The 23,145-nt window shown below is 36.2% G+C and carries 21 protein-coding genes; 7 read left to right on the forward strand and 14 right to left on the reverse strand.

What is annotated here, in order from left to right; translation table 11 throughout:
* The first annotated feature begins 10 nt into the window (after positions 1 to 10).
* Positions 11 to 895 carry a DMT family transporter gene (locus BAQ46_RS28040; RefSeq protein WP_071743305.1) on the forward strand — a complete coding sequence of 295 codons (885 nt, stop codon included), beginning with the start codon at positions 11 to 13 and terminating at the stop codon, positions 893 to 895.
* 45 nt (positions 896 to 940) lie between these two features.
* On the opposite strand, the gene BAQ46_RS28045 is transcribed toward BAQ46_RS28040, so the two are convergent.
* Positions 941 to 1,762, reverse strand: coding sequence for a pentapeptide repeat-containing protein (locus BAQ46_RS28045; RefSeq protein ID WP_071743306.1), 822 nt, complete (start codon positions 1,760 to 1,762; stop codon positions 941 to 943).
* Between the two features lie 195 nt (positions 1,763 to 1,957).
* Between BAQ46_RS28045 and BAQ46_RS28050 the strand changes: the two genes are divergently transcribed.
* On the forward strand, positions 1,958 to 2,134 hold the full coding sequence (locus tag BAQ46_RS28050; protein ID WP_001207874.1) for a DUF1272 domain-containing protein: 177 nt from the start codon (positions 1,958 to 1,960) through the stop codon (positions 2,132 to 2,134).
* Between the two features lie 183 nt (positions 2,135 to 2,317).
* On the opposite strand, the gene BAQ46_RS28055 is transcribed toward BAQ46_RS28050, so the two are convergent.
* The 11 genes from BAQ46_RS28055 to BAQ46_RS28105 all read right to left on the reverse strand — a co-directional run bounded on the left by BAQ46_RS28055 (position 2,318) and on the right by BAQ46_RS28105 (position 15,277).
* A complete protein-coding gene (locus BAQ46_RS28055) occupies positions 2,318 to 3,379 on the reverse strand; it encodes a lactonase family protein (RefSeq protein WP_428839392.1) in 1,062 nt (353 codons plus the stop codon).
* Between the two features lie 126 nt (positions 3,380 to 3,505).
* Positions 3,506 to 5,047 carry a gluconokinase gene (gene gntK, locus BAQ46_RS28060; RefSeq protein ID WP_000254936.1) on the reverse strand — a complete coding sequence of 514 codons (1,542 nt, stop codon included), beginning with the start codon at positions 5,045 to 5,047 and terminating at the stop codon, positions 3,506 to 3,508.
* A 55-nt stretch (positions 5,048 to 5,102) separates the two neighbouring features.
* Entirely contained in the window at positions 5,103 to 6,428 is a 1,326-nt protein-coding gene (gene gntP / locus BAQ46_RS28065) for a gluconate permease GntP (RefSeq protein ID WP_001057620.1), read from the reverse strand.
* Positions 6,429 to 6,817: 389 nt separating this feature from the next.
* Positions 6,818 to 7,486, reverse strand: a complete 669-nt coding sequence (fsa, locus tag BAQ46_RS28070; protein ID WP_000667676.1) for a fructose-6-phosphate aldolase — start codon at positions 7,484 to 7,486, stop codon at positions 6,818 to 6,820.
* Between the two features lie 51 nt (positions 7,487 to 7,537).
* Positions 7,538 to 8,431 (reverse strand): phosphogluconate dehydrogenase (NAD(+)-dependent, decarboxylating), encoded by an 894-nt coding sequence (gnd, locus tag BAQ46_RS28075; RefSeq protein ID WP_071743309.1) that lies wholly within the window; start codon positions 8,429 to 8,431, stop codon positions 7,538 to 7,540.
* A 104-nt stretch (positions 8,432 to 8,535) separates the two neighbouring features.
* Positions 8,536 to 10,530, reverse strand: coding sequence for a transketolase (gene tkt, locus BAQ46_RS28080; RefSeq protein WP_071743311.1), 1,995 nt, complete (start codon positions 10,528 to 10,530; stop codon positions 8,536 to 8,538).
* A 39-nt stretch (positions 10,531 to 10,569) separates the two neighbouring features.
* Complete coding sequence (zwf, locus tag BAQ46_RS28085; RefSeq protein ID WP_000445343.1) at positions 10,570 to 12,054, reverse strand: glucose-6-phosphate dehydrogenase; 1,485 nt, start codon at positions 12,052 to 12,054, stop codon at positions 10,570 to 10,572.
* 350 nt (positions 12,055 to 12,404) lie between these two features.
* Positions 12,405 to 12,953: a glucose-6-phosphate dehydrogenase gene (locus tag BAQ46_RS28090; RefSeq protein ID WP_071743312.1), complete on the reverse strand. Its 549-nt coding sequence runs from the start codon at positions 12,951 to 12,953 to the stop codon at positions 12,405 to 12,407.
* A gap of 89 nt (positions 12,954 to 13,042) precedes the next feature.
* Positions 13,043 to 13,996: an NADP-dependent oxidoreductase gene (locus BAQ46_RS28095; RefSeq protein WP_071743314.1), complete on the reverse strand. Its 954-nt coding sequence runs from the start codon at positions 13,994 to 13,996 to the stop codon at positions 13,043 to 13,045.
* A gap of 13 nt (positions 13,997 to 14,009) precedes the next feature.
* Entirely contained in the window at positions 14,010 to 14,963 is a 954-nt protein-coding gene (locus BAQ46_RS28100; protein WP_071743316.1) for an LLM class oxidoreductase, read from the reverse strand.
* A gap of 134 nt (positions 14,964 to 15,097) precedes the next feature.
* The gene (locus BAQ46_RS28105) at positions 15,098 to 15,277 is read right to left on the reverse strand and encodes a hypothetical protein (RefSeq protein ID WP_000534222.1); all 180 of its coding nucleotides are present in this window, start codon (positions 15,275 to 15,277) and stop codon (positions 15,098 to 15,100) included.
* A 105-nt stretch (positions 15,278 to 15,382) separates the two neighbouring features.
* On the opposite strand from BAQ46_RS28105, the gene BAQ46_RS28110 reads away from it, so the two are divergent.
* Complete coding sequence (locus BAQ46_RS28110) at positions 15,383 to 16,378, forward strand: zinc-dependent alcohol dehydrogenase family protein (RefSeq protein WP_071743317.1); 996 nt, start codon at positions 15,383 to 15,385, stop codon at positions 16,376 to 16,378.
* A gap of 254 nt (positions 16,379 to 16,632) precedes the next feature.
* On the opposite strand, the gene BAQ46_RS28120 is transcribed toward BAQ46_RS28110, so the two are convergent.
* The gene (locus tag BAQ46_RS28120) at positions 16,633 to 17,427 is read right to left on the reverse strand and encodes an SDR family NAD(P)-dependent oxidoreductase (protein WP_000551093.1); all 795 of its coding nucleotides are present in this window, start codon (positions 17,425 to 17,427) and stop codon (positions 16,633 to 16,635) included.
* Positions 17,428 to 18,156: 729 nt separating this feature from the next.
* On the opposite strand from BAQ46_RS28120, the gene BAQ46_RS28125 reads away from it, so the two are divergent.
* Entirely contained in the window at positions 18,157 to 18,474 is a 318-nt protein-coding gene (locus BAQ46_RS28125; protein WP_001064754.1) for a winged helix-turn-helix transcriptional regulator, read from the forward strand.
* 175 nt (positions 18,475 to 18,649) lie between these two features.
* Complete coding sequence (locus BAQ46_RS28130) at positions 18,650 to 19,285, forward strand: FMN-dependent NADH-azoreductase (RefSeq protein WP_000002013.1); 636 nt, start codon at positions 18,650 to 18,652, stop codon at positions 19,283 to 19,285.
* A gap of 347 nt (positions 19,286 to 19,632) precedes the next feature.
* Here BAQ46_RS28130 and BAQ46_RS28135 read toward each other — a convergent pair whose 3' ends face one another.
* On the reverse strand, positions 19,633 to 21,117 hold the full coding sequence (locus tag BAQ46_RS28135) for a GMC oxidoreductase (RefSeq protein ID WP_001997893.1): 1,485 nt from the start codon (positions 21,115 to 21,117) through the stop codon (positions 19,633 to 19,635).
* A 380-nt stretch (positions 21,118 to 21,497) separates the two neighbouring features.
* Here BAQ46_RS28135 and BAQ46_RS28140 point away from each other — a divergent pair, with 380 nt between their 5' ends.
* Both BAQ46_RS28140 and BAQ46_RS28145 read left to right on the forward strand, forming a co-directional pair.
* Positions 21,498 to 22,355, forward strand: coding sequence for a GRP family sugar transporter (locus BAQ46_RS28140; protein WP_000353538.1), 858 nt, complete (start codon positions 21,498 to 21,500; stop codon positions 22,353 to 22,355).
* Between the two features lie 16 nt (positions 22,356 to 22,371).
* On the forward strand, positions 22,372 to 23,145 hold a 774-nt coding region (locus BAQ46_RS28145), incomplete at its 3' end, for a glucose 1-dehydrogenase (protein WP_071743319.1).

Here is a 23,145-nt window from a genome sequence, read left to right on the forward strand (position 1 = left end):
GGTACTTTACATGAAACAAACCATTTTAGGAGCTATATGTTTATCACTAGCAGCTAGTATATGGGGCGGTATGTATGTTGTTAGCAAATATGTACTCGACTTTATCCCACCACTCACACTCGTTTGGCTACGCTTTATCATTGCTTTTGTTGTTTTGTATATGATTTTAAAAATTACTGAGAAAAAGCAAAAGAAAACAGTAACCATTCGTAAAAAAGATTGGCTATTATTCGCTTGGATTGGATTTATCGGATATTTCATTTCGATCACTTGTCAATTTATCGGAACAAAATTATCCGACGCTCATACAGGATCTTTAGTAACATCAGCTACACCTGCATTTATGGTTATATTTGCAGCGATCATTTTAAAAGAAAAACTAACCGCTCGTAGATTACTATCTACCATCATAGCGACAATCGGTGTCATTATCGTAATCGGATGGGATATTGAAATTGGCTCCTATTTTATCGGTACAATCATATTAGTCGAGGCAGCTATTACGTGGGCTTTACTATCTATTTATGTAAAAATTGCTTCAGCTCGATTTTCATCTTTAGTGATTACAACGTACGCTATTTTCTTTTCACTCTTTTTTATTACACCTTTTATGATATGGGAATTTCAATCAAACTCTATTGAACATATGAACCTATATGTAGTATTAGGCGTACTTTATTTAGGAATCATCTCAACGGCAGGTGCCTTTTTCCTTTGGAATAAAGGATTAGAATTAATGGACGCTAGCATCGGTTCGTTATTTTTCTTCTTCCAACCTATCGTCGGTTCGTTGCTCGGTTGGTTCTTATTAAATGAGACATTAAATAGTAACTTTTTTATTGGTGGTATTCTTATTATATGTAGCGTTTTCATTACTACTTTTGAAAGGAAATGAAAAACAGGCAGAGATTAAATATCTCTGCCTGCCTTTTTACACTCTTTACGCACCCCAATGCGATGGCCGGGACAACAATTTCGGTAATTTCGTATGTTTGTCCCCTCTCGCCGCATTAACTTGAACTTGCGTCAGAAAAATACTATTTGTAAAATCAGTCCCGCGAATATCTGCATCTCGTAAATCTGCTCCAATGAGATCCGCCCCTCGTAAGTTTGCACCATTTAAGTTTGCCGCAATTAAATATGCTCCTCTTAAATTCGCCCCTTGTAAATTTTTCTTTTTCAGGTTTGCTCCCATAAGATCTGCGCCGCGGTGTATGATTCGTTTCCTACGCGCAGTATTCATTTCTTTCCATACTAGTTCGCTCGTTTCTAAAAGTAAAATATTCACTTCTGCACGATGTAATGGGATATTTACTTTCATTAACTCGTCCGCATTTAAATTCGAAAGTCGCTCCGTCTCTTCAATTGCTTTACTTAATTCTTTATGGATCGATTGTGTCGCCTTTAATAAAATAGCCTCATTTAAATACCAAAGCATTTCATGGAGCTGATGCATAACTGGAAAAGCATCATACATTTTTCTCGCATGCTTAGCATCTTTCCGCCAATCAATCCCGTTAAATGTAACTTGAGAAATCTTCTGTCCAGCGCCGAAACACTCAAATACTGTACAACCTTTATAACCTTTTCCACGAAGATTTTTATGTATGCTGCATTTAAAATCTGATTGTAAATTGGAACATGGTTTACCACCATCTTTATTCACTGCAAAATCTACTGACGCTGCGAACGGTAACGCCACACAACATAAACCGAAGCATTTTTCGCAGTTTGCTTTTAAATGATCGTTATGATTAGTCAAAATGTATACCCCCTGTTGTCTTTTGACTATTTCATAATATTCTAACTGCATGAAATAATCAATTTAAAAATAAACGAGCGCCTTTCATTTCAAATCACAACTTTATCATTCTATTTCCTTTCAATTGAAAAGGACTAACTCTGCTCATTGAATTATAATTAAATTATAAATATTCAAACTAAAAGGAGAGTTACTATGGCACTACAAATGAAAACAAACTGTCAAATTTGCGATCAATCGCTAGAACAAGATTCTGAAGCATACATTTGCGTATATGAATGTACATTTTGTGCACCATGTACAGAAGAAAGACATAACGTTTGTCCAAACTGCGGCGGCGAGTTAGTACGTAGACCGAAAAAGAAACAGTAAAAAGCAAAGCGATATCGCTTTGCTTTTTTTTAGGCATATGAAATTATATCAACGATTTTTCAAATATATCGAACACAAATTCAAATATATCAACGATTTTTTTAATATATCGACGTTTCGACAAAGGATATCGACTTACCGACAAATAACGACACCTCTGCATGCATTCAGCTTCAACACAACTTAAACATTTAAAAACTTAACACAAACAGGCTCCGGCACAACAACATCAGATTGTAAAAGTGTTAACTTCCCTGTCGTTTCATTTCTTGAAAATAATACAAGATTATGCGACTTTTCATTTGAAGCAATAAGGAACTTTTCAGTAGGATCTAATACAAAGTCTCTTGGCCAATTTCCTTCTGTAGATGTGTGTTCCACAAATGTAAGCTCACCTGAGTTTTGATCCACACTGAAAACAGCGATACTATTATGACCACGATTGCCTGCATATACAAACTGGCCGTCAGAAGAAATATGAATCGCACTTCCTTGATTATTTTCATCAAACGCGGCAGGAATAGTAGAAATATACTGTACTTCTGTAAAAGCTCCTTCTGCCGGATTATATGTTAACACAATAACCTCTGAACTAAGCTCCGTCATCACATACGCATACTTTCCATTCGGATGAAAAGTAATATGTCTCGGACCACTTCCTGGATTTACAGCCAAGCTATTCACTTCTTTTAATACACTATCTTTTATTTCATACGTAATTATTTTATCTATCCCTAAATCAACACCTACCACATATTTTTCATCAGGCGTATATCCTGCGTAATGCGCATGTGGTTTCTCTTGGTTTTCCTTATTCAGACCTGAACCTTTATGCGTTATAATAGAGGTCGCAGGATTTACAGATCCATCTTCTTCATTTACTGCGAAAGACTCAATCGTTCCTTTATGATAATTTGCTGTAACTACCGTGTGAGTCCCACTATCAACACTCACATGACAAGGAGAAGCCCCTTCTACCACTTGTCTATTTTTCTCCTTTAGCTCTCCAGTTTTACTATCAATCAAATGAGCAGCTACACCACCAGATTCTCCTTCCTTAACAACGGAATAGAGATATTCATTATTTCGGTTAATCGTTACATATGTAGGATTATCCAACTTGGCCGCAAGTGTTACATTACTAATTTTCTTTGCTTCCGTGTCTAAAATAAACTTATATATTCCTTCACTTTTTTCTTTCGTGTAAGTTCCAACATATCCAATAAACTCTTTATTATCCTTCATTTTCATAACCCTCTCTCCCTATATTTTTCATTCATCTTACTTCCTATAATATTTTATGTTGAAAGAGTATCCTAAAAAATTAGAGTACCTCTTTATACGTTACCATATTTTCTTGTTAAATAGCTTTTAAACCCACTTTTTTTGGTACGCTGCTATACTTTCATATTCTTCTTCCAATTGACGAGACAGACGAATATAGATTGGTGTTAAATCTTTATACTTTTCTACACTTTCCATGTTTGGTTCATGGTGGAAATTCGCCCCTACCATTTCAGAAACTACATGCAACGTATCTACTTCACCTAAACTATATAAACCGAGGATTGCTGCTCCTAAGCAAGAGCTTTCAAAACTTTCCGGAACATATACGTCTTGATGGAAAATATCTGCCATCATCTGTCTCCAAAGTTCCGATCTTGCAAAACCACCTGTCGCTTGAATTTTTTTCGGTTCACCAATGAGTTCTTTTAAAGCGAGAAGAACGGTGTATAAATTATAAATTACTCCTTCTAAAACAGCACGGATAAGATGTTCTTTCTTATGATGCAATCCAAGTCCGAAGAAAGATCCTCGCGCATTTGCATTCCATAAAGGCGCTCTTTCTCCTGCTAAATACGGGTGAAATAATAAACCGTCGGACCCCGGACTCACTTTTGCTGCTATTTCAGTAAGCACTTCATATGGATCTTTTCCTAAACGCTTCGCAAGCTCAATCTCTGAAGTACCTAATTGATCACGAGCCCATCTGAAAATCATACCACCGTTATTAACCGGTCCACCAATTACCCAATGGTCTTCAGTTAAGGCGTAACAAAAAATTCTACCTTTTGGATCTGTTACAGGACGATTTGTTACAGCACGTATCGCACCGCTTGTACCAATTGTCACAGCAACAACGCCAGGATCTATTGCATTTACACCTAAATTGGATAGGACTCCATCACTCGCTCCTACTACAAATGGAGTAGAAACAAGTACATTCATTTCTTTGGCAAGCTCTTCATCTAATCCTGTTAAGCTGTGCGTCGTTGGAACAAGTTTAGAAAGCTTATCATCTGTAATGCCCGCTACACGTAAAGCCTCTTCATCCCATTTTAAAGATTTCAAATTGAACATTCCTGTCGCTGATGCTATAGAATAATCAATTACATACTCCTTATATAACTTATAAAAAACATACTCTTTAATAGAAATAAATTTATAAGTTTTTGCGAACAATTCTGCCTGCTCATTTTGTAGCCAAACTAATTTCGAAAGTGGTGACATCGGATGAATTGGTGTCCCAGTCCGCAAATAAATTTCATGACCATTCATATCATTCTTTATTTTCTCTGCCCAGCTTGCACTTCTATTATCTGCCCAAGTAATACATCTCGTTAACGGCTTTCCCTTCTCATCTACAGCAATGATACTATGCATTGCCGAACTAAAAGAAACACAAAGAATATCATGCGGCTGTACACTACTTGACTGTACAGTTTCTTTAATCGTATGTATTACTGCACGAAAAATTTCTTCTGGGTCTTGTTCTGCTGTTTCCGGCGTAGGAGAATATAAAGGATATTCAATTCCATGACTTGCAATAACAGATCCATCCGTAGAAAATAGAACTGATTTTGTACTAGTTGTCCCAATGTCTACACCAATCATATATTTTGAACTCACCATTTCTTCCTCCTAACAAAAAATTACTACAGTATCCCACTATAAAAACATCCTTATTTTAAACAAACATATCGAGTAGTAAAACTCCTCCAAAAGCGATAAATGAAAGTAATGTTTCTAATACTGTCCATGTTTTAAATGTTTCTTTCACTGTTAAACCTAGGTATTCTTTTACCATCCAGAACCCAGCATCGTTTACGTGAGAAAACATTAATGCTCCTGCACCCGTTGCAATGACGAGTAATTCTAAATTCACACCTGTCGTATTTTCAACGATTGGCGAAACGATACCCGCTGCTGTTGTTAAGGCGACTGTCGCTGACCCTGTCGCAATTCGAATTAATCCAGCTACCATAAATGCTAATACAATTGGAGATAGTGCTAAATGCTCAGACATTTGAGCAATAGCATTCCCTACACCACTATCGATAAGAATTTGCTTAAATCCCCCGCCGGCACCAATAATCGCAACGATTGAACCGATTGGTAATAAGCTATCTTCTGTTACCTTCTTAATAGCCTTTTTATCGATACCTTGACGAAATCCAAGAAAATAAAACGCTGCAAAACATGCAATCAAAAGTGCAATGATAGGACTACCGATTAAGGTGACCATCTTCATCAAAGTAGTAGAAAGCGGAACATAAGGAGCTGCTGCCGCTAACACCATTAACATTACAGGTAACAATATAACTAAAAACGAAACTCCTATTCCTGGTAATTTCGTTGATTTTGTATTTACACGAATCAATTCTGGCTCATTTTCAGGAATTACACGTTTGTGAATCCATTTAGCGAATATAGGACCTGCAATAATCGCTGCAAAAAATGTAATAATGAGTGAATACAATAGTACCTTCCCAAGGTTCGCTTTATAAATACCTATTGCAACGATTGCCCCTGGATGCGGAGGAACAAGGCCGTGTACGACAGATAACCCAGCAATTGCTGGTAATGCTATCAATAAAATATTTTGTTTCGTTGTTTTATGAATAGAAATTACTAACGGCAATAATATTAAAATGCCTACTTCAAAAAATACTGGAATTCCAATAATAAAACCTGCAATTAACATCGCCCATGGTAAGTTTTTTATTCCGAAGGATTTAATAAAGAACTCTGCCACCTGCATTCCAGCACCTGACTCTGCCATCATTTTCCCTAAAATTGTACCTAATACTAAAATACCTACTAAATGCCCAAGAACACTTCCGACTCCCGTTTCATAAGCACTCACTATTTTATCCATTGGCATTCCAGACATAATTGCTAAAAATAAACTTGCAATCGTTAAACTAATAAACGCGTGCCATCTCCACCACGATACCCCTAAAATAACAATTACAATTGATAATAATGTAATCATTAAAAGGTACATATTCATACGCAATTCCACCCCTTTATGTAAACCCTTTCAAAAATGATATACAATGAAAAGAACCTATATAGTTCTTTTTTGAGTAAAAATTTATATATCGATATACAACTCATCTTCACAACATAATAATTTATATAAAAAGAATCTCCCTTATCAGAGATATACTTTAACTCATCTCTCTGATAAGGGGATTTCTCTTTCATCATTATAATGTTATTGTGATAAACACTTCGCGTAAGCAAATTTTCCTTTTTTAAAAGTGAATGACGCTTTCTTCTCTTGCTGTTTTCACATAGTAAGACTACAAACTCGGGATCCCGTTTAAACGATGAAGTTACTTAGGATTTGTCCTCTCATGAAAAGCAATTTTCGGAAAGCTCCTTCACTTTTATGCATTATAATTTAGGAGCTTTCGCCCAGTCCGCAGCAAACTTCTCAATACCTTGATCTGTTAATGGGTGCATAGCAAGTTGTTCAATTACTTTATAAGGGATTGTTGCAATGTGAGCACCTGCCATCGCTACACGAGTTACATGATCTGGATGTCTAACAGAAGCCGCAATAATTTGTGTATCTAATTGGTGAACATCGAATAATTCAGCAATTTTAGCAACTAATAATACGCCATCTTCAGAAATATCATCTAAACGTCCTAAAAATGGAGAAACATACGTTGCACCTGCTCTGGCAGCTAAAAGTGCTTGGTTCACAGTGAAAATAAGTGTAACGTTCGTTTTCACACCTTTTTCAGTAAGATAGCGACAAGCTTCTAATCCTGCTAGCGTCATTGGAAGTTTTATTGTAACTTTCTCATCGCCGCCGTTAATCTTAATCAACTCTTCTGCTTGAGCAATCATTTCTTCAGCCGTCACAGCATCTGGCGTTACTTCTGCCGAAACAGATTCAACTTTAGGAACTGCCTGACAAATTTCTGCGATACGGTCTTCAAATTTAATGCCCTCTTTTGCTACTAAAGAAGGATTCGTTGTAACACCAGCTAAAACTCCAAGTTTATATGCTTTTTTTATGTCCTCAAGATTTGCAGTATCAATAAAAAATTTCATGATTCATTCCCTCCATTTTTTAAACGTCAATGAGTTAAATTTTTAAGATGTTTATTTCTTTTCTACTGCATGTCCGCCAAATTCATTGCGCAGAGCTGCTACTACTTTTCCTGTAAATGTATCATTGTCTAATGAGCGGTAGCGCATTAATAACGACATTGCGATAACAGGAGTTGCTGTTTGAAGGTCTAATGCTGTTTCTACTGTCCATTTTCCTTCACCAGAAGAATGCATAACACCCTTAATTTCATCTAGTTTTGCATCTTTAGAAAATGCATTTTCTGTTAATTCCATTAACCATGAACGGATTACTGAACCGTTGTTCCATACTCTTGATACTTTTTCATAATCATAGTCAAATTCACTTTTCTCTAGAATCTCAAATCCTTCACCAATAGCAGCCATCATACCGTATTCAATTCCGTTGTGAACCATTTTTAAGAAGTGACCACTACCAGCTTTTCCAGCATATAAGAATCCATTTTCTACAGCAGTATCTCGGAAGATAGGTTCAACGATATCCCAAGCTTCTTGATCTCCTCCGATCATATAACAAGCACCATTACGAGCGCCTTCCATTCCGCCAGAAGTTCCTGCATCCATAAAGTGAATACCATCTTTCTTTAGTTGCTCATATCGGCGAATAGACTCTTTATAATGTGAATTACCCGCTTCAATTAAAATGTCTCCTTTTGATAAAAGTGGTGTAACCTCATCGATAACAGAATCTACAACAGCGTGTGGTACCATAACCCAAAGAACTCTTGGTGATTGTAATGACTGAACAAGTTCATTTAAACTAGATACACCTGTTGCCCCGTACTCTTTCATTTCTTCCACTGCACTTGCATTCAAGTCAAATGCTGCTACTTCATGTTTATGATCGATTAAATTTTTCCCTAAGTTTAATCCCATTTTACCTAAGCCAATTAATCCTACTTGCATAATATAATTCCTCCTCAAATCATCTTTTATTAAAAATTCATATCACTACAATCTGGAATACCTTGCAGCACTGATATGTACGGAAAGGTATTCACAGTCATAGCTTAAGAATTCAATACATTTTTTGTAATTTGAACAACATTTTCTGTCGTAAATCCAAATAGATTCATGACTTCAGCACCAGTTCCTGAAGCTCCAAATGTTTCAATTGATAGTACTTTTCCTTCTTGTCCTACATAACGCTCCCACCCGAGAGATACACCCATCTCAAGAGATACTCGTTTCGTTACAGAAGACGGAAGAACGGATTCTTTATATTCATTCGATTGACGATCGAATAACTCCCAACTTGGCATTGCAACGATGCGAACAGAGACATTGTCTTCTTCTAGTTTCGCTTTTGCACTAGCAGCTAAGGATACTTCAGAACCTGTCGCAATTAAAATTACATCCGGATTTTCATTCGTTTGTGTTAATACGTAAGCCCCTTTAGAAAGATTCTCTATGTTTGCTTTCGTTTCATGAAACACCGGTAAATTTTGACGGCTCAGTACTAAAACGACTGGACCATCCGTTTGCTGTAAAGCATACGCCCACGCACTTGCTGTTTCATTTGCATCTGACGGACGGATAACTGTTAAACCAGGAATTGCCCGAAGAGCTGCTAAATGTTCAATAGGTTCATGCGTTGGACCATCTTCTCCTACAGCAATCGAATCATGTGTAAATACGTACGTAACAGGTAACTTTTGCAATGCAGCCAGTCGAATGGATGGACGAAGATAGTCATTAAATACAAAGAATGTACTCACGAACGGTTTTACTCCTCCATGAAGAGCCAGTCCATTCGCTGCTGCGCCCATTGCATGTTCACGTACACCGAAGTATATATTTCGACCAGCATACGATTCTACTGCATACACTGCTTCACCTTTTATATCTGTCATCGTAGAATGAGAAAGATCCGCACTTCCACCGAAAATAGAAGGAATCGATTTCACATAATGATTAATAGCTTCCCCACTTGCAACACGAGTTGAAATCGTTTTTTCAGTATCGAAGGATAAAATGTCTTTCGCTTCGATTAAAACTTCACCTGTAATCGCTTTTTCTAATTCATCTGCTAGTGCAGGGTTTGACTCTCTGTATAAGTTGAACTGCTCATTCCAGCCATTTTCTTTTTCAATACCTTTTTGTTTCAGTTCATTAAAATGAGCTGTTACTTCTTCAGGTACAAAGAAGTCTTCTTCATAATGCCAACCATACACTTGTTTTGTCGCTGTCGCTTCTTCTACTCCAAGCGGATTACCATGTGCTTTGTTCGTTCCAGCAACTTTTGGACTTCCGTAACCTATAATGGTTCTAATTTCTATAAGAGTAGGTTGGTCCGTATTATCTTTCGCTAATTGAATCGCTTTTGTAATCGCATCAACATCGTTTCCATCTTCAACTCTTACATATTGCCAATGTGCAGATTCTACTCTTTTCTGCATATCTTCAGAGAAAGCAATGTTTAATTCACCATCAAGTGAAATTTCATTTGAATCATACAGCACAATTAACTTGCCAAGTTTCATATGTCCTGCCATTGACATCGCTTCATAAGCGACACCTTCCATTAAATCACCGTCTCCAACTAAAGCGTACGTATTGTGATCAATAATAGAGTGACCACCCTTATTGAACTTCGCCGCTAAATGCGCTTCTGCCATTGCCATTCCGACAGCATTGGCAATCCCTTGTCCTAACGGTCCTGTCGTCGCTTCAACTCCAGAAGTGTGACCAAACTCAGGATGACCTGGTGTTTTACTATTTAACTTTCTGAAGTTTTTCAAGTCATCAATTGAAACGTCATATCCAGCTAAATGAAGTAGGCTATATAATAAGCTAGATCCATGTCCCGCCGATAAAACGAAGCGATCACGGTTAAACCATTTTGGATGATTAGGATTATGATTTAAATGATTCGCCCATAATGCATAAGCCATTGGCGCTGCTCCCATCGGAAGACCTGGATGACCTGAATTTGCCGCATTAATAGCATCAATTGATAACGTACGAATTGTATTCACTGCTAATTGATTTATGTTTTGTGTCATAGTAATCGTCCCCCTACATGCTTTCATGAAAGAAAGTACTTATTTTTTCGTTTCTTGATCTAACCACCATTTAAATCCACTTTCTTGCAATAATTCATTAGATGCCTCTGGACCATATGAACCAGACTCATATTCATGAAGTGGTAATAAGTTTTCCTCGAATGCTTCAAGAATTGGTTGTACCCATTCCCATGACAATTCAACTTCTCTCCAATGTGCAAAGAATGTAGCGTCTCCACTCACAGCATCGTGAATGAGTCTTTCATACGCTTCAGGTACTCCCACATCCGCTTGCTCACAAGTAAAGTTAATACGGATCGGTTCAATTTCTCCATTTTTCAATGGATTTTTACTATTTAACTGTAATGAAACGTTCTCACCTGGGCTAATTTCAATTATTAACAAGTTAGGTGCTGCATTTGGATTACTATCTTGATATTGCTGTTTTAACGTATTTTTAAATTCGATTACAATACGAGTAGACTTTTCTTTCATTCGTTTGCCTGTTCGTATATAAAAGGGAACGCCAGTCCAAAATGGATTATCGATCCACAAGCGAGCAGCGACAAATGTGTCTATATTAGAAGAAGGATTTACTCCTGGCTCCTCTTTATATGCTACAACTTGCCCGCCATTTATCTCACCTGCACCATATTGTCCGCGAATGATATGGTTTTGAACGTCTTCTTTTTTCACTTTACGAAGCGCCTCCATTACCTTTCGCTTTTCCTCTCGAATTTCACATGCATTAACCTTTTCCGGCAAATTCATAGCAGTCATCATTAATATTTGTAACATATGATTTTGAACCATATCTCGAATGGCTCCTGCCTGATCATAATATCCTGCCCTTTCTTCAACCCCAACTGTTTCACTCGCTGTGATTTGTACATTTGCTATATGTTCTTTATTCCAAATCGATTGTAAAACAGGATTTGCAAACTCTAGTGCTTCAAGGTTTTGAATCATCGGCTTACCTAAATAATGATCAATACGATATATCTCGTCTTCTTCAAACGTGCGACTAAGCTTATCATTCAGCTCACGAGCAGATGTAAGGTCGTGCCCGAACGGTTTCTCAATCATTAGGCGTTTCCATCCATCCGTTTTATCAAGTCCGCTTTCCTTAATATTTAAAGCGATTGTCTCAAAAAATTCAGGAGCAACGGAAAGATAGAACATTCTATTCCCTTTTATATGTAGTTCTTCTTCCCTTTCACGAACGACTTGTAATAATCTCTCATAGTCTTCCGGCTTACTCACATCTAATGGACAATAGCGAAAATTATCTAAAAAACCTTCGAGTTCTGGAGTACCTTCTTCTCTATGACGAGAAAACGTCTCTATTGATTCTTTTATTCTTTTTTGAAAATCTACATGAGATACTTCACGTCTCCCAAGCCCGATAACGGATATTTGCTTTGGAAGCTTTTGATCTCTATATAAGTTATATAGTGCGGGGTAAATTTTGCGTTTCGCTAGGTCCCCTGTCGCTCCAAATAAAACAAAGGTCATTGATTCCAATTTCAGTCCCCCTCTTGTTGTATAATCCTGGTCAATATATTAAAAATGAATTGTACAGAAGCTCATGTTTTTATAAAAAACAAAGAGTTATCAAATTCCAATTCTTTTTATACCTTTCGCTTTCTAATTGTCCCCAATATTAATAGTAGCAATTCAAAGCGTTTCTACCACGACTTACTTATTTATAATACTTTACGAAATAACATATATTTAATTACTTTTAGTAATTAAATAATCTTATGTCTAGTATATTAACCACATATATTATTATCGTCAATAAAAATGTCTTAAATTACATACTATTTATTTCGTAATACTTTTCTAAGTTTATCCTTAGTTACCACTCATTTTCAAAGATAATGATCGATATAAAAAATATCAGTTTCATCAAAATCTTCAATTAATTTTTCGTTAAACTCGTGAGCAGACGTTACATGATGACCAAAAGGCTTCTCTATAATAAGACGGTTCAATCCTTTTGTAGCCCACAATCCACTTTCCTTAATATTTAAAGTAATGACATCAAATACTTCTGGTATAACAGATAGGTAAAACATGCGGTCTTCAGGAATGTTCAATTCTGTTTCACGTCTCTTTACAAGACTCAACAAATCTTGATAGTCCTCTATATTCGCTGTATTTAATTGACAATAACGAAATGTGCTAATAAATTCTTCTACTCCTAATTCGTCATCAGTAGATCTTCTAGAAAATGTAGCAAGGGATTGTTCTACCTTTGTTTGAAATTCCACATCTGACATTACCCTTCTACCAATACCGATAATAGAAATAGATTGCGGTATATTCCCATTACTAAATAATTTGTATAAAGCAGGGTAAATTTTGCGTTTCGCTAAATCCCCTGTCGCTCCAAATAAAAGAAATGTCATTGAATCCATTTGTTCTCTCCCTTTTAAAACAATTGCTAGAATAGAATATATAAACTCATTCGCTACTTAGCACAATACTGTCTCTAAAACCTCATACTTTACCAATGTTTCTTCAATACTATTTTGCCACGAGCACGCTCTGACTCACTTATGTGGTGCGCTTTTTTTACACCTTCTACATGTAAAGGCAACACATGCGTGACAACGGGTTTAATCTTCCCGCCCTCAATTAATTCTGTAATAAGAGAAAGTTCATATCCGTTAGGTTCAGTAAATATATGGTCACTCTCAATATTTTTCTCTCTTGATATCTCGGTTTGCGGAATTTCCATACCTTTCGGACCATAAATAGACGCTAACTTTCCATTTGGTGCAAGCACTTTATAACTATCCTTTAGTACATCTCCGCCTAACACATCAAAAACAATATTGTAATTATGCAAAAGCGAAGAAAAGTCTTCTGTTTTGTAATCGACGACAGTATCAGCGCCTAGATCCTTTACAAACTGCATGTTTTTCGTACTAGTCGTAGTTGCAACATGTGCACCGAAACTTTTCGCTAGCTGAATAGCAAACGTACCAATCCCGCCAGATCCAGCATGAATTAAAACCTTATTGCCTTTTTGAATATTTGCGAATTTTACTAAGCTTTGCCAACTTGTCAAACCTACAAGAGGGATTGATGCCGCCTCTTCAAAAGATAAATTCCTCGGTTTTTTCGCCACATATTTCTCATCTACAGCCACGTACTCTGCATAAGCACCGTTTCGTTCAATATCCGGACGACTATATACTTCATCCCCCACTTTACATGCTGTTACGTTTGGCCCTATAGCAGCAACTACACCTGCAACATCCCATCCTAAAACAAGCGGGAAGTCATAAGAAATTACGTCTTGCAGTAAACCTTCACGTATTTTCCAATCCACGGGATTTATACCAGCTGCATATACTTCAATTAGTACATCGGTGTCTCCTAATAGCGGTGTCTGCATTTCAATCTCTTGTAGTAAGCTTTTATCTCCATATTGCATAAGTCCTATCGCTTTCATTCTTTTCACTCCTTTACAATGCTGGGAAATGAGGTAGTACTTCTTCTCCTAGCTCATCCAATACTTCGTCAGCTGGACGTTGACCATCAAATAGAGCAAGGAATAAATGATTCACACCAATACTTTTATATATATCAAGTAATTCAATTAGTGCCTTACGCCCTGTACGGTAACCTAAACGTATCGGTGTAGGACGTTCATTTGGATCTTCAGATAAGTCTAAATGCATCGGTTGGATAAATGGTTTAAATACATCTGGATGATAATCCTCTACTAGTTCTCTCCATTGTCCAATTGCTGCTGCCTGATGCACTGGACTACGTGGGTAGTACATCCATCCATCACCATGTTCAGCGAACCAATCCATATTTTGCTGACTAAAACCTGTAATAAAGGTTGGAACACGTTTAGACGGTTTTGGAACTAAATTTGCTCCATGCACTTCTCCTAGTGTCGACTGGATAGACGGGAAGTTTTTATACAAAATCTCTTCCAAGTAAGCAAACGCTTCTCTAAACTTTTCACCTCGTGTTTCATGACTAACACCTAGCGCTTTGAAATCGGCACGTCTGTCACCGGATGAAACGCCAAGCATAATTCTTTCTGGAAATAGTTGATCTAATGTAGCAATTTCTTTTGCTACACGCAATGGATGACGAAGTGACAATACGGTTGCCGACGTTCCAAATGCGATTTTCTCTGTTTTACTTGCTAAATACGTTAAATAAATCATCATATCGTAAATTTGACCTGTTGCAGGATCACCAAAGTCAGGGTCTTGCAGTAAAACATCGCGAAGCCATACACCTGTAAAACCATATTGTTCTGCTTTTTGTACTAACTCTACTTGTTTTTCCATCGTTGGAGCATGAAACTGATAATTTTCAATCGGAATGTGAACTCCTAATGTAAGCTGATCTTTCGCAAACATACGATTATATCCAAAATGATTCGCAAACTTTTCCATTTGTTTCACTCACTTTCCTTTATTCATATAAATCTATACTTTTCATATTTCTTCTCAAAATTCATAAGCAATACTGCAACACCACATTGTTGCCGATTGTCATCGTTATAACTTTCTTTGTGCTACGAGTGTTATTATAAATCGGCCATAACATGAATAACAGTACGTACTTTAAAGTGATGTAGGCACTTTAAAGTACCTATACTAAGTGAGTAGTAATAAACATAATGAATAAATCGTGCTGCAAAAATAACATCTATCCTTTCTTCAAAAAACTTTACAGTTGCTTTTGCAAGTACGTTACATGATCCCACGTACTTGCCTCTTCTTTATATAAAATGCTCACTAACCAAATTCAAAATATTATACTTATTTTTCGTACTTTGCTATGCTATAACCATAAACAGGAGGTATAAACTATGAAAGCACAAATTATCCATTCTTTTGGGGATTCATCTGTATTTCAATTAGAAGAAGTTTCAAAACCAAAACTTTTACCAGGTCATGTTCTAATCGATGTAAAAGCAACAAGTGTAAATCCAATCGATACGAAAATGCGTAGTGGTGCCGTTTCAGCAGTCGCTCCTGAGTTTCCAGCTATATTACATGGCGATGTAGCTGGTATTGTTATTGAAGTAGGAGAAGGTGTTTCGAAATTCAAAGCTGGCGATGAAGTATACGGATGTGCCGGAGGTTTTAAAGAAACTGGTGGTGCACTTGCAGAGTTTATGCTTGCTGATACGCGATTAATTGCTCACAAACCTAACAATATAACAATGGAAGAAGCAGCTGCTCTACCATTAGTGGCAATTACAGCTTGGGAATCTTTATTTGATCGTGCAAATATTAAACCTGGTCAAAATGTTCTCATTCATGGAGCTACTGGTGGCGTAGGACACGTAGCCATTCAACTAGCTAAATGGACTGGTGCTAAAGTTTTTACAACCGCTTCTCAGCAAAGCAAAATAGAAATAGCCCATCGTCTCGGAGCTGACGTAGCTATTAACTATAAAGAAGAATCTGTTCAAGAATATGTGCAAAAACATACGAATGGCAACGGATTTGAAGTTATATTTGATACAGTAGGTGGCAAAAATCTCGATAACTCTTTCGAAGCTGCTGCAATCAACGGAACTGTCGTAACAATTGCAGCTCGTTCAACCCATGACCTCTCTCCTTTACACGCAAAAGGACTCTCTCTGCACGTTACTTTTATGGCGTTAAAAATATTACATACAGATAAACGTGACGCTTGTGGGGAAATTTTAAATAAACTAACGCAAATAGTAGAAGAAGGAAAACTTCGCCCATTGCTAGATTCGAAAACTTTTACGTTTGATGAAATTGCACAAGCACATGAATATTTGGAATCAAATAAAGCAATAGGGAAAATAGTGTTGAAAAACGTTTGGTAACTTTCACTAAATAATACAAATAACAGCAGGATCACTTCGCCTTATCTTTGTCTTAAGAGGCGTGCCACAACCTTAAAAGCTTCCCATCCTTTACAACAAATAAAAAAATAACAGCCGAATTTTTCTTATAGTAGAAAATCCGGCTGTTTTCATATCACAATTTGCTTTATATATATTTCTGTTAATAAGTAAAATACAACTCATTTGCCTTACCATCTTTACCTTCAACAGCATATTATATTGTTTTAAATTTATTAAAATACACTACGTACTAATCCCCCGTCTATTCGCAACGCGGAACCATTAATCGCTGAAGATAGTGGGCTGCTTAAGAAAGTGACAAGATTGGCAATTTCTTCTGGTCGAATAAGTCTTTGAATAATAGAGGTTGGTCGATTTTCTTTCATAAATCGCTTCTCAGCTTCTTCTATTGTCAATTGCTCATTAGGATAAAGACTATTTAACATAGTCTCCACTCCTTCCGTTAAAGTCGAACCAGGCATGATAGTATTAACAGTCACATTCGTTCCTGTCGTCAGCTCAGCTAAACTACGAGAAAGTGAGAGTTGCATCGTTTTAGTCGCACTATAATGAGCCATTTCTTGAGATGGCATAATAGCTGCTTCGCTAGCAATAAATATAACTCTTCCTTCTTTTCTTTCAATCATTTTTTTCAAGTACGAGCGAGTAAGTCGAACACCACTCATAATATTGACTTCAAACAATTTAAACCAATCTTCATCACGGATATCAAAATATTCTACAGGTTCAAAAATTCCTAAGTTGTTAATAAGAATGTCTACTTCAGGGTACTTTTCAATCACATTTTGGCACCCTTGTTCTGTTCCTAAATCAGCTACTACAGGTTGAAGAATGGCATCAGGATACTGCGCTCGAATTTCGTTTATCGTTTGATTAACATTTTCTTCACGGCGTCCATTAATAAGTACAGTAGCTCCTTCCGCTACTAATGAAGTGGCAATTGCTTTTCCAATGCCTGCCGTAGATCCAGTAACCAGTGCTGTTTTCCCTTTTAATTGCATATGCATATAGATCCCTCCAAATTCATGTGCTACATGATTGACTTACGTTGGAATAAATAATTACGTTTATATTGTGGTTCATTTCTCTTATCTTTAACAGAAAATAAGCTGATCCACCCTTTTTTCAAAAGAGTATAAACGAAAATTATGTAGCTATTGCACTCTGTACGGAATTAAAAAATCACATCAAAAGCAGAGTAAAGCTAAAACCAACTAGTAAATACCATTATGATATATATTAACGATAAAGAAAATTACGCACTTTAAAGTTCCATAGGAACAAAAAAGTGCCCTATAAACTATAATTTCTAACTCTTTATATTTACTAACGTAGTATCCTTTTCTATCATAGAAAAGAGTGTAAAATTATATATTCTTACATACAGTTATAGGATTATTTTTATCCTAATTAACTACAAATTATATAACACATCTATAAGATAACGTTCAAAAAACCTCGCAGAAAAATTCGAGGCCACTGAAAAATCTCCATCTCTAACAACTTTTCTTAATAATTGTAAATTTTGTATATTAATTAGATATAATACGGAAAAAACTTCACATTATAAAAAAATATTATTAAAATAGAAACACGCAGATTGCTTTCCCCCGCTAATTATTTATAATTCCCTACATAAATAACGGAATTATCCTATTTGTTTGATATAATTTATATGGTTACAATACATATATAGAAACACACAATTACAATTTATTGGCACGGAGGTGTGAGAAATGAATAATCAACGAGACATAGAACCTAAAATAGAAAGAAGCTTTGAATTAATAGGAAAAAGATGGACGGGATTAATTATTTATGTACTAATGAGTGGTCCTAAACGTTTTAGCGAGATTCATACAATAATTCCAGATTTAAGTAAACGTATGCTCACAGAAAGAATGAAAGAACTTGAGGATAACGATATAGTGGTAAGACATGTACTCGCAGAACGCCCTGTAAGAATAGAATATTCACTTACCAAAAAAGGCGCAGCATTAGGGGAAATTCTGGGACCAATTAGTCAATGGGCAGAAAGCTGGATGAAAGAATAAATGTAGATCTCCTTTCATATTCACAAGCGAAATAACTCTCAAACAAAGACAAATTATAATTCACTAAAAATTATACTTAATAAGTTCAATAAATGGACAATTTATCTTATAAAATTTACACTGTTTAATATTCAAGTAATAACTGACCTCATTTTAGAAAGGCTGGAATAAATATATGGCAAATCTTCTTTATATTACAGCCCATCCATTTGATGATACTCAATCATACAGTATGGCGGTTGGAAAAGAATTTATTAAATCTTATAAAAAACTAAACCCTAATGATGAAATCGTTCATCTTGATTTATATAAGGCTGATATTCCATATCTGGATGCTGATGTCTTTAACGGATGGAATAAACTTAGATCCGGGACCCCATTGAACGAATTAAAACCTATTGAAATTTCAAAAGTCGGACGTCTAGCTGAATTAGGTGGGCAGTTTGTCTTAGCTGATAAATATGTATTTGTTACTCCTATGTGGAATTTCTCCATCCCTGCCATTTTAAAAACATATCTAGATGCTGTAGCTGTATCTGGAAAAACATTCAAATATACAAAAGAAGGATCAGTTGGATTATTAACAGGTAAAAAAGCATTGCACATTCAAGCGAGTGGCGATATTTATATTGACGGACCAGAAGCATCAAAAGAAATGGGGCACCGCTATTTAAAAGTTATGATGGAGTTTTTTGGAACTTCATCTTTTGAGGGTATCTTTATCGAGGGGCATAACAAGTTTCCTGAAAAAGCATTAGAAATTAAGGAAAATGCTATTCTTAAAGCGAAAGAAATTGCTAAATATTTTTAAATACGAAACTCTAAAGAATAAGGTAATTTCAAAATCAGATCCTTGCAGTCTACAATTAGCTGCTGATTCAAATAATATGTACTCGCTATTTTGCACTATAAATAAACATAAAAAAGCTATCAATTCCTGATAGCTTTTTTATGTTTATTTAATTCCGATAACCTAACTATCTCGTGCAACTTGGGATATCTTCAGCATTTAGAAAAAACACGATACGCAAAAAAAATAGCCCCCACAAAAGAGGGTATTTGAAGTGAAATCCGAAAGTGGCAGTTAATATGCTGTGTACAAAATTTCTTTGTACGTTCCATTATGTATTGAAATTTATATAAGTAAATCACCCCATATTACCCTAGTTGTCGGATAATGTAATCAGCCGTACGAATAGACAATGCAATTGTAGTTAGAGTAGGATTAGCTGCTCCAATGGAGGGAAGTACACTATTATCAGCTACATAAAGACCCGGAATGCCATGAATTTGACCAAATTGATTGGTTGCAGAAGTTAAAGGATCATCACCCATACGGCATGTACCTGACTCATGATAATCATTTCCAGGAGACATTAGAGAGATTGGAGGCCTATTCTCTTGTGAAGTCAAGGATAATTTCATTGCTGAGGTAGCTTGTATCTTAGCTTGTGCCATTTGTTGGATGATCATATTGTCTCTTTCACTGTAGGAAAAACTGACTTGAATCTGTGGTATACCATATTCATCACGTTCGGTAGGGTCTAAGTAAACACTATTTTCAAATCGGGATTCTACTTTACCGAAGGTATTTAACGCAATTTTCACTTCCTCAAGAAATGGTTTTTCCTCAAAAGGCTGATAAGCATAGTATTTTTCCGATCCGAGCATTTGAATTTGAAAAGGAGATTGTTTTGTTTGAGGGATATTTATTACTAAGTTTCCTAGTTCCTCTGAAAAGTTTCTACGGTTTATTTGCCCTATAGCTCTAAGAAGGGAATGATTCGTCAAATAATGGCCAATTGCTGGTCCTTGAATTCCTGAGTAAAGCAAAATTCGAGGTGTTTCTAGAGCACCCGTTGATAATACAACTGTTTTTGCTCTAATGAAATAGGACTTTTTATCAGGAGAAATCACGTGAACTCCGACTGTTCTTCCTTGATCGATTACTACTTGAACGACACGAGAATTGACTGCTAAATCAAAAGCCCTCCAATTCAAGGCATAGGCTAAAAAATGGATTGAGCTAAAAAAAACATCGGAACCAATTTGTCCTTGTTGTGTTCCTTTAAGATTAACAGCCATTGGTAAGTCTATAGCTTCCGGAAATCCATTTTTCTTAAGACGCTCTAACATGATGTTTTGCATAGATGATCCTCGGGCGAAAAACGGAGTGACATTCATTACTTTTTCTGCGATAACATAATAGAATTTCATCTCGTTTGCTGTCACAGGCCATTTTTCCATTTCAAAAGTAGGCATTCGGGGAGATGCCGTACTCCAAAACAAGGTTCTACCTCCAAGAGCAAAAACCAGTGTTGCTTCCGAATATTGAGGCAACCGCTTCCCAATAGGTGTTGCGACTTTAGGAAAATAATTGTTTAAAAGCCGATCAATATTCATTGTGGGAAGATTTTGCCCATGAGTTGGTAAAAGCAAATCCCCTGCTTCCAGAAGACCAATTTGTTTTTTTTTATTTTTCCATTGTTCACATAATCTCCATAGAACCGCCCCGCCTCCTGCTCCACTGCCAACAATCAAAACGTCATATTCTTTATTAGTCATTTGCTCCAACGGTATAACCGAAATCCATTCGTTTGGATGTGATTGCACAGTCTCACTTCCTTTAGAATTTTTACGCATTTATATAACTGTATTACTTTTCTCTTTTATTTATCTTGAATTGAGAATTTTTTTTACTGGGAAGTATATTTAAATCATTCAAAAATTGAAATTCGTAATAAGCAAGTCCATTTTATTAGACTTGCTTATTACGAATTTTTTTATTTACCCTTTTAAAATCGAAAATTAATTCTTGACATAAAATTATTGTGTAGTTATTATTGGTTACATAAAGTAACCTGTTAACAAAAATATATTTAATATAAATTAATTTTAAAACATATTTTTAAATAGGTGCTTATTTTTAATAAAAGGGGGACGTAATTAGATACCAAACAAACTAAGCTTGCTGTCTCTTATATGAATTCAGCTAAATAAATATGTTTTAGGAAGGTTAAAAAATGGATATTTTATTAGCGATTTTACCAGCATTATTTTGGGGAAGTATTGTACTCTTCAACGTTAAACTAGGTGGTGGCCCCTACAGTCAAATACTAGGAACTACCCTTGGCGCTCTAGTTTTTTCTATCGGTGTTTATATTTTTATGAAGCCCGTTTTGACGCCAATGGTTATAATCATCGGGATTATTTCAGGCCTATTTTGGGCAGTAGGACAAGCCAATCAATTGAAAAGTGTTGATTTAATAGGGGTTTCTAAAACAATGCCTATTTCAACAGGAATGCAATTAGTGTCAGCTACTTTATTTGGAGTAATCGTATTTCATGAATGGTCCACAACAACGTCTGTTGTATTAGGTGTTCTGGCACTTATTTGTATCATTGTTGGAATCGTTCTCACATCTCTTCAAAGCAACGAGGAGAAAAACGAAGAACAAACAGGAAATTTCAAAAAAGGGATTGTGATGTTATTCATCTCAACTCTTGGTTACTTAGTGTATGTAGTAATTATCCGCTTATTCGATATAGACGGATGGTCGGCGTTATTGCCGCAAGCGATCGGCATGGTGTTAGGTGGACTGATGCTAACATTTAAGCATCAACCATTTAATAAATATGCCATTCGCAATATTATTCCTGGCTTAATTTGGGCAGCCGGAAATATGTTTTTATTTATTTCACAGCCACGTGTAGGGGTAGCTACAAGCTTCTCCCTTTCCCAAATGGGGATTGTAATCTCAACTTTAGGTGGCATTTTTATATTAGGTGAAAAGAAAACAAAACGTCAGTTTAATGCGATTATCATTGGGATTATCTTTATTGTCGCAGCTGGAGTTATGTTAGGAATTGCAAAAGGATAAAGAGGAGGAAAAAATTATGTATACAGATTTAAAAGGAAAAGTAGTTGTTATTACAGGTGGTGCAACTGGTCTTGGAAGAGCGATGGCAATTCGTTTTGGAGAAGAACAAGCGAAAGTTGTAATTAATTATTATTCAAACGAATCAGAGGCAAATGAAGTAGTACAAGCAGTTAAGCAAGCTGGTGGAGAGGCCATTGCTGTACAAGGAGATGTCAGAGTTGAATCAGATATGATTAATCTAATTCAATCTGCTGTGAAAGAATTTGGTACGCTGAATGTAATGATTAATAATGCAGGTATCGAAAATCCGGTACCTTCACATGAAATGCCATTAAGTGATTGGAATAGAGTAATTAATACGAATTTAACAGGCGCTTTCTTAGGAAGCCGCGAAGCAATTAAATATTTTGTAGAGAACGATATTAAAGGATCAGTTATTAACATGTCAAGCGTTCACGAGCAAATTCCATGGCCATTATTTGTTCACTATGCAGCAAGTAAAGGTGGTGTTAAGCTAATGACAGAAACATTAGCACTAGAATATGCACCAAAAGGAATTCGTGTAAACAATATTGGACCAGGTGCTATCAATACGCCAATTAATGCTGAGAAATTTGCAGATCCAGAAAAACGTGCCGATGTTGAAAGTATGGTTCCAATGGGATATATCGGAGAACCAAAAGAAATTGCAGCGGTAGCAGCATGGCTTGCTTCTTCACAAGCGAGTTATGTAACAGGTATTACACTGTTTGCTGATGGCGGCATGACTCTATATCCATCCTTCCAAGCT

Origin of the sequence: Bacillus paranthracis (assembly GCF_001883995.1) — a bacterium.
Lineage (GTDB): Bacteria > Bacillota > Bacilli > Bacillales > Bacillaceae_G > Bacillus_A > Bacillus_A paranthracis.

Excerpts from the sequence above, each read along its gene's own strand:
- BAQ46_RS28040 (WP_071743305.1), top strand. The coding sequence starts at position 11 with ATGAAACAAACCATTTTAGGAGCTATATGTTTATCACTAGCAGCTAGT.
- BAQ46_RS28050 (WP_001207874.1), top strand. The coding sequence starts at position 1,958 with ATGGCACTACAAATGAAAACAAACTGTCAAATTTGCGATCAATCGCTA.
- BAQ46_RS28055 (WP_428839392.1), bottom strand. The coding sequence starts at position 3,379 with ATGAAGGATAATAAAGAGTTTATTGGATATGTTGGAACTTACACGAAA.
- gntK (WP_000254936.1), bottom strand. The coding sequence starts at position 5,047 with ATGGTGAGTTCAAAATATATGATTGGTGTAGACATTGGGACAACTAGT.
- gntP (WP_001057620.1), bottom strand. The coding sequence starts at position 6,428 with ATGAATATGTACCTTTTAATGATTACATTATTATCAATTGTAATTGTT.
- fsa (WP_000667676.1), bottom strand. The coding sequence starts at position 7,486 with ATGAAATTTTTTATTGATACTGCAAATCTTGAGGACATAAAAAAAGCA.
- gnd (WP_071743309.1), bottom strand. The coding sequence starts at position 8,431 with ATGCAAGTAGGATTAATTGGCTTAGGTAAAATGGGATTAAACTTAGGG.
- tkt (WP_071743311.1), bottom strand. The coding sequence starts at position 10,530 with ATGACACAAAACATAAATCAATTAGCAGTGAATACAATTCGTACGTTA.
- BAQ46_RS28090 (WP_071743312.1), bottom strand. The coding sequence starts at position 12,953 with ATGGATTCAATGACATTTCTTTTATTTGGAGCGACAGGGGATTTAGCG.
- BAQ46_RS28095 (WP_071743314.1), bottom strand. The coding sequence starts at position 13,996 with ATGAAAGCGATAGGACTTATGCAATATGGAGATAAAAGCTTACTACAA.
- BAQ46_RS28100 (WP_071743316.1), bottom strand. The coding sequence starts at position 14,963 with ATGGAAAAGTTTGCGAATCATTTTGGATATAATCGTATGTTTGCGAAA.
- BAQ46_RS28110 (WP_071743317.1), top strand. The coding sequence starts at position 15,383 with ATGAAAGCACAAATTATCCATTCTTTTGGGGATTCATCTGTATTTCAA.
- BAQ46_RS28120 (WP_000551093.1), bottom strand. The coding sequence starts at position 17,427 with ATGCATATGCAATTAAAAGGGAAAACAGCACTGGTTACTGGATCTACG.
- BAQ46_RS28125 (WP_001064754.1), top strand. The coding sequence starts at position 18,157 with ATGAATAATCAACGAGACATAGAACCTAAAATAGAAAGAAGCTTTGAA.
- BAQ46_RS28130 (WP_000002013.1), top strand. The coding sequence starts at position 18,650 with ATGGCAAATCTTCTTTATATTACAGCCCATCCATTTGATGATACTCAA.
- BAQ46_RS28135 (WP_001997893.1), bottom strand. The coding sequence starts at position 21,117 with ATGCGTAAAAATTCTAAAGGAAGTGAGACTGTGCAATCACATCCAAAC.
- BAQ46_RS28140 (WP_000353538.1), top strand. The coding sequence starts at position 21,498 with ATGGATATTTTATTAGCGATTTTACCAGCATTATTTTGGGGAAGTATT.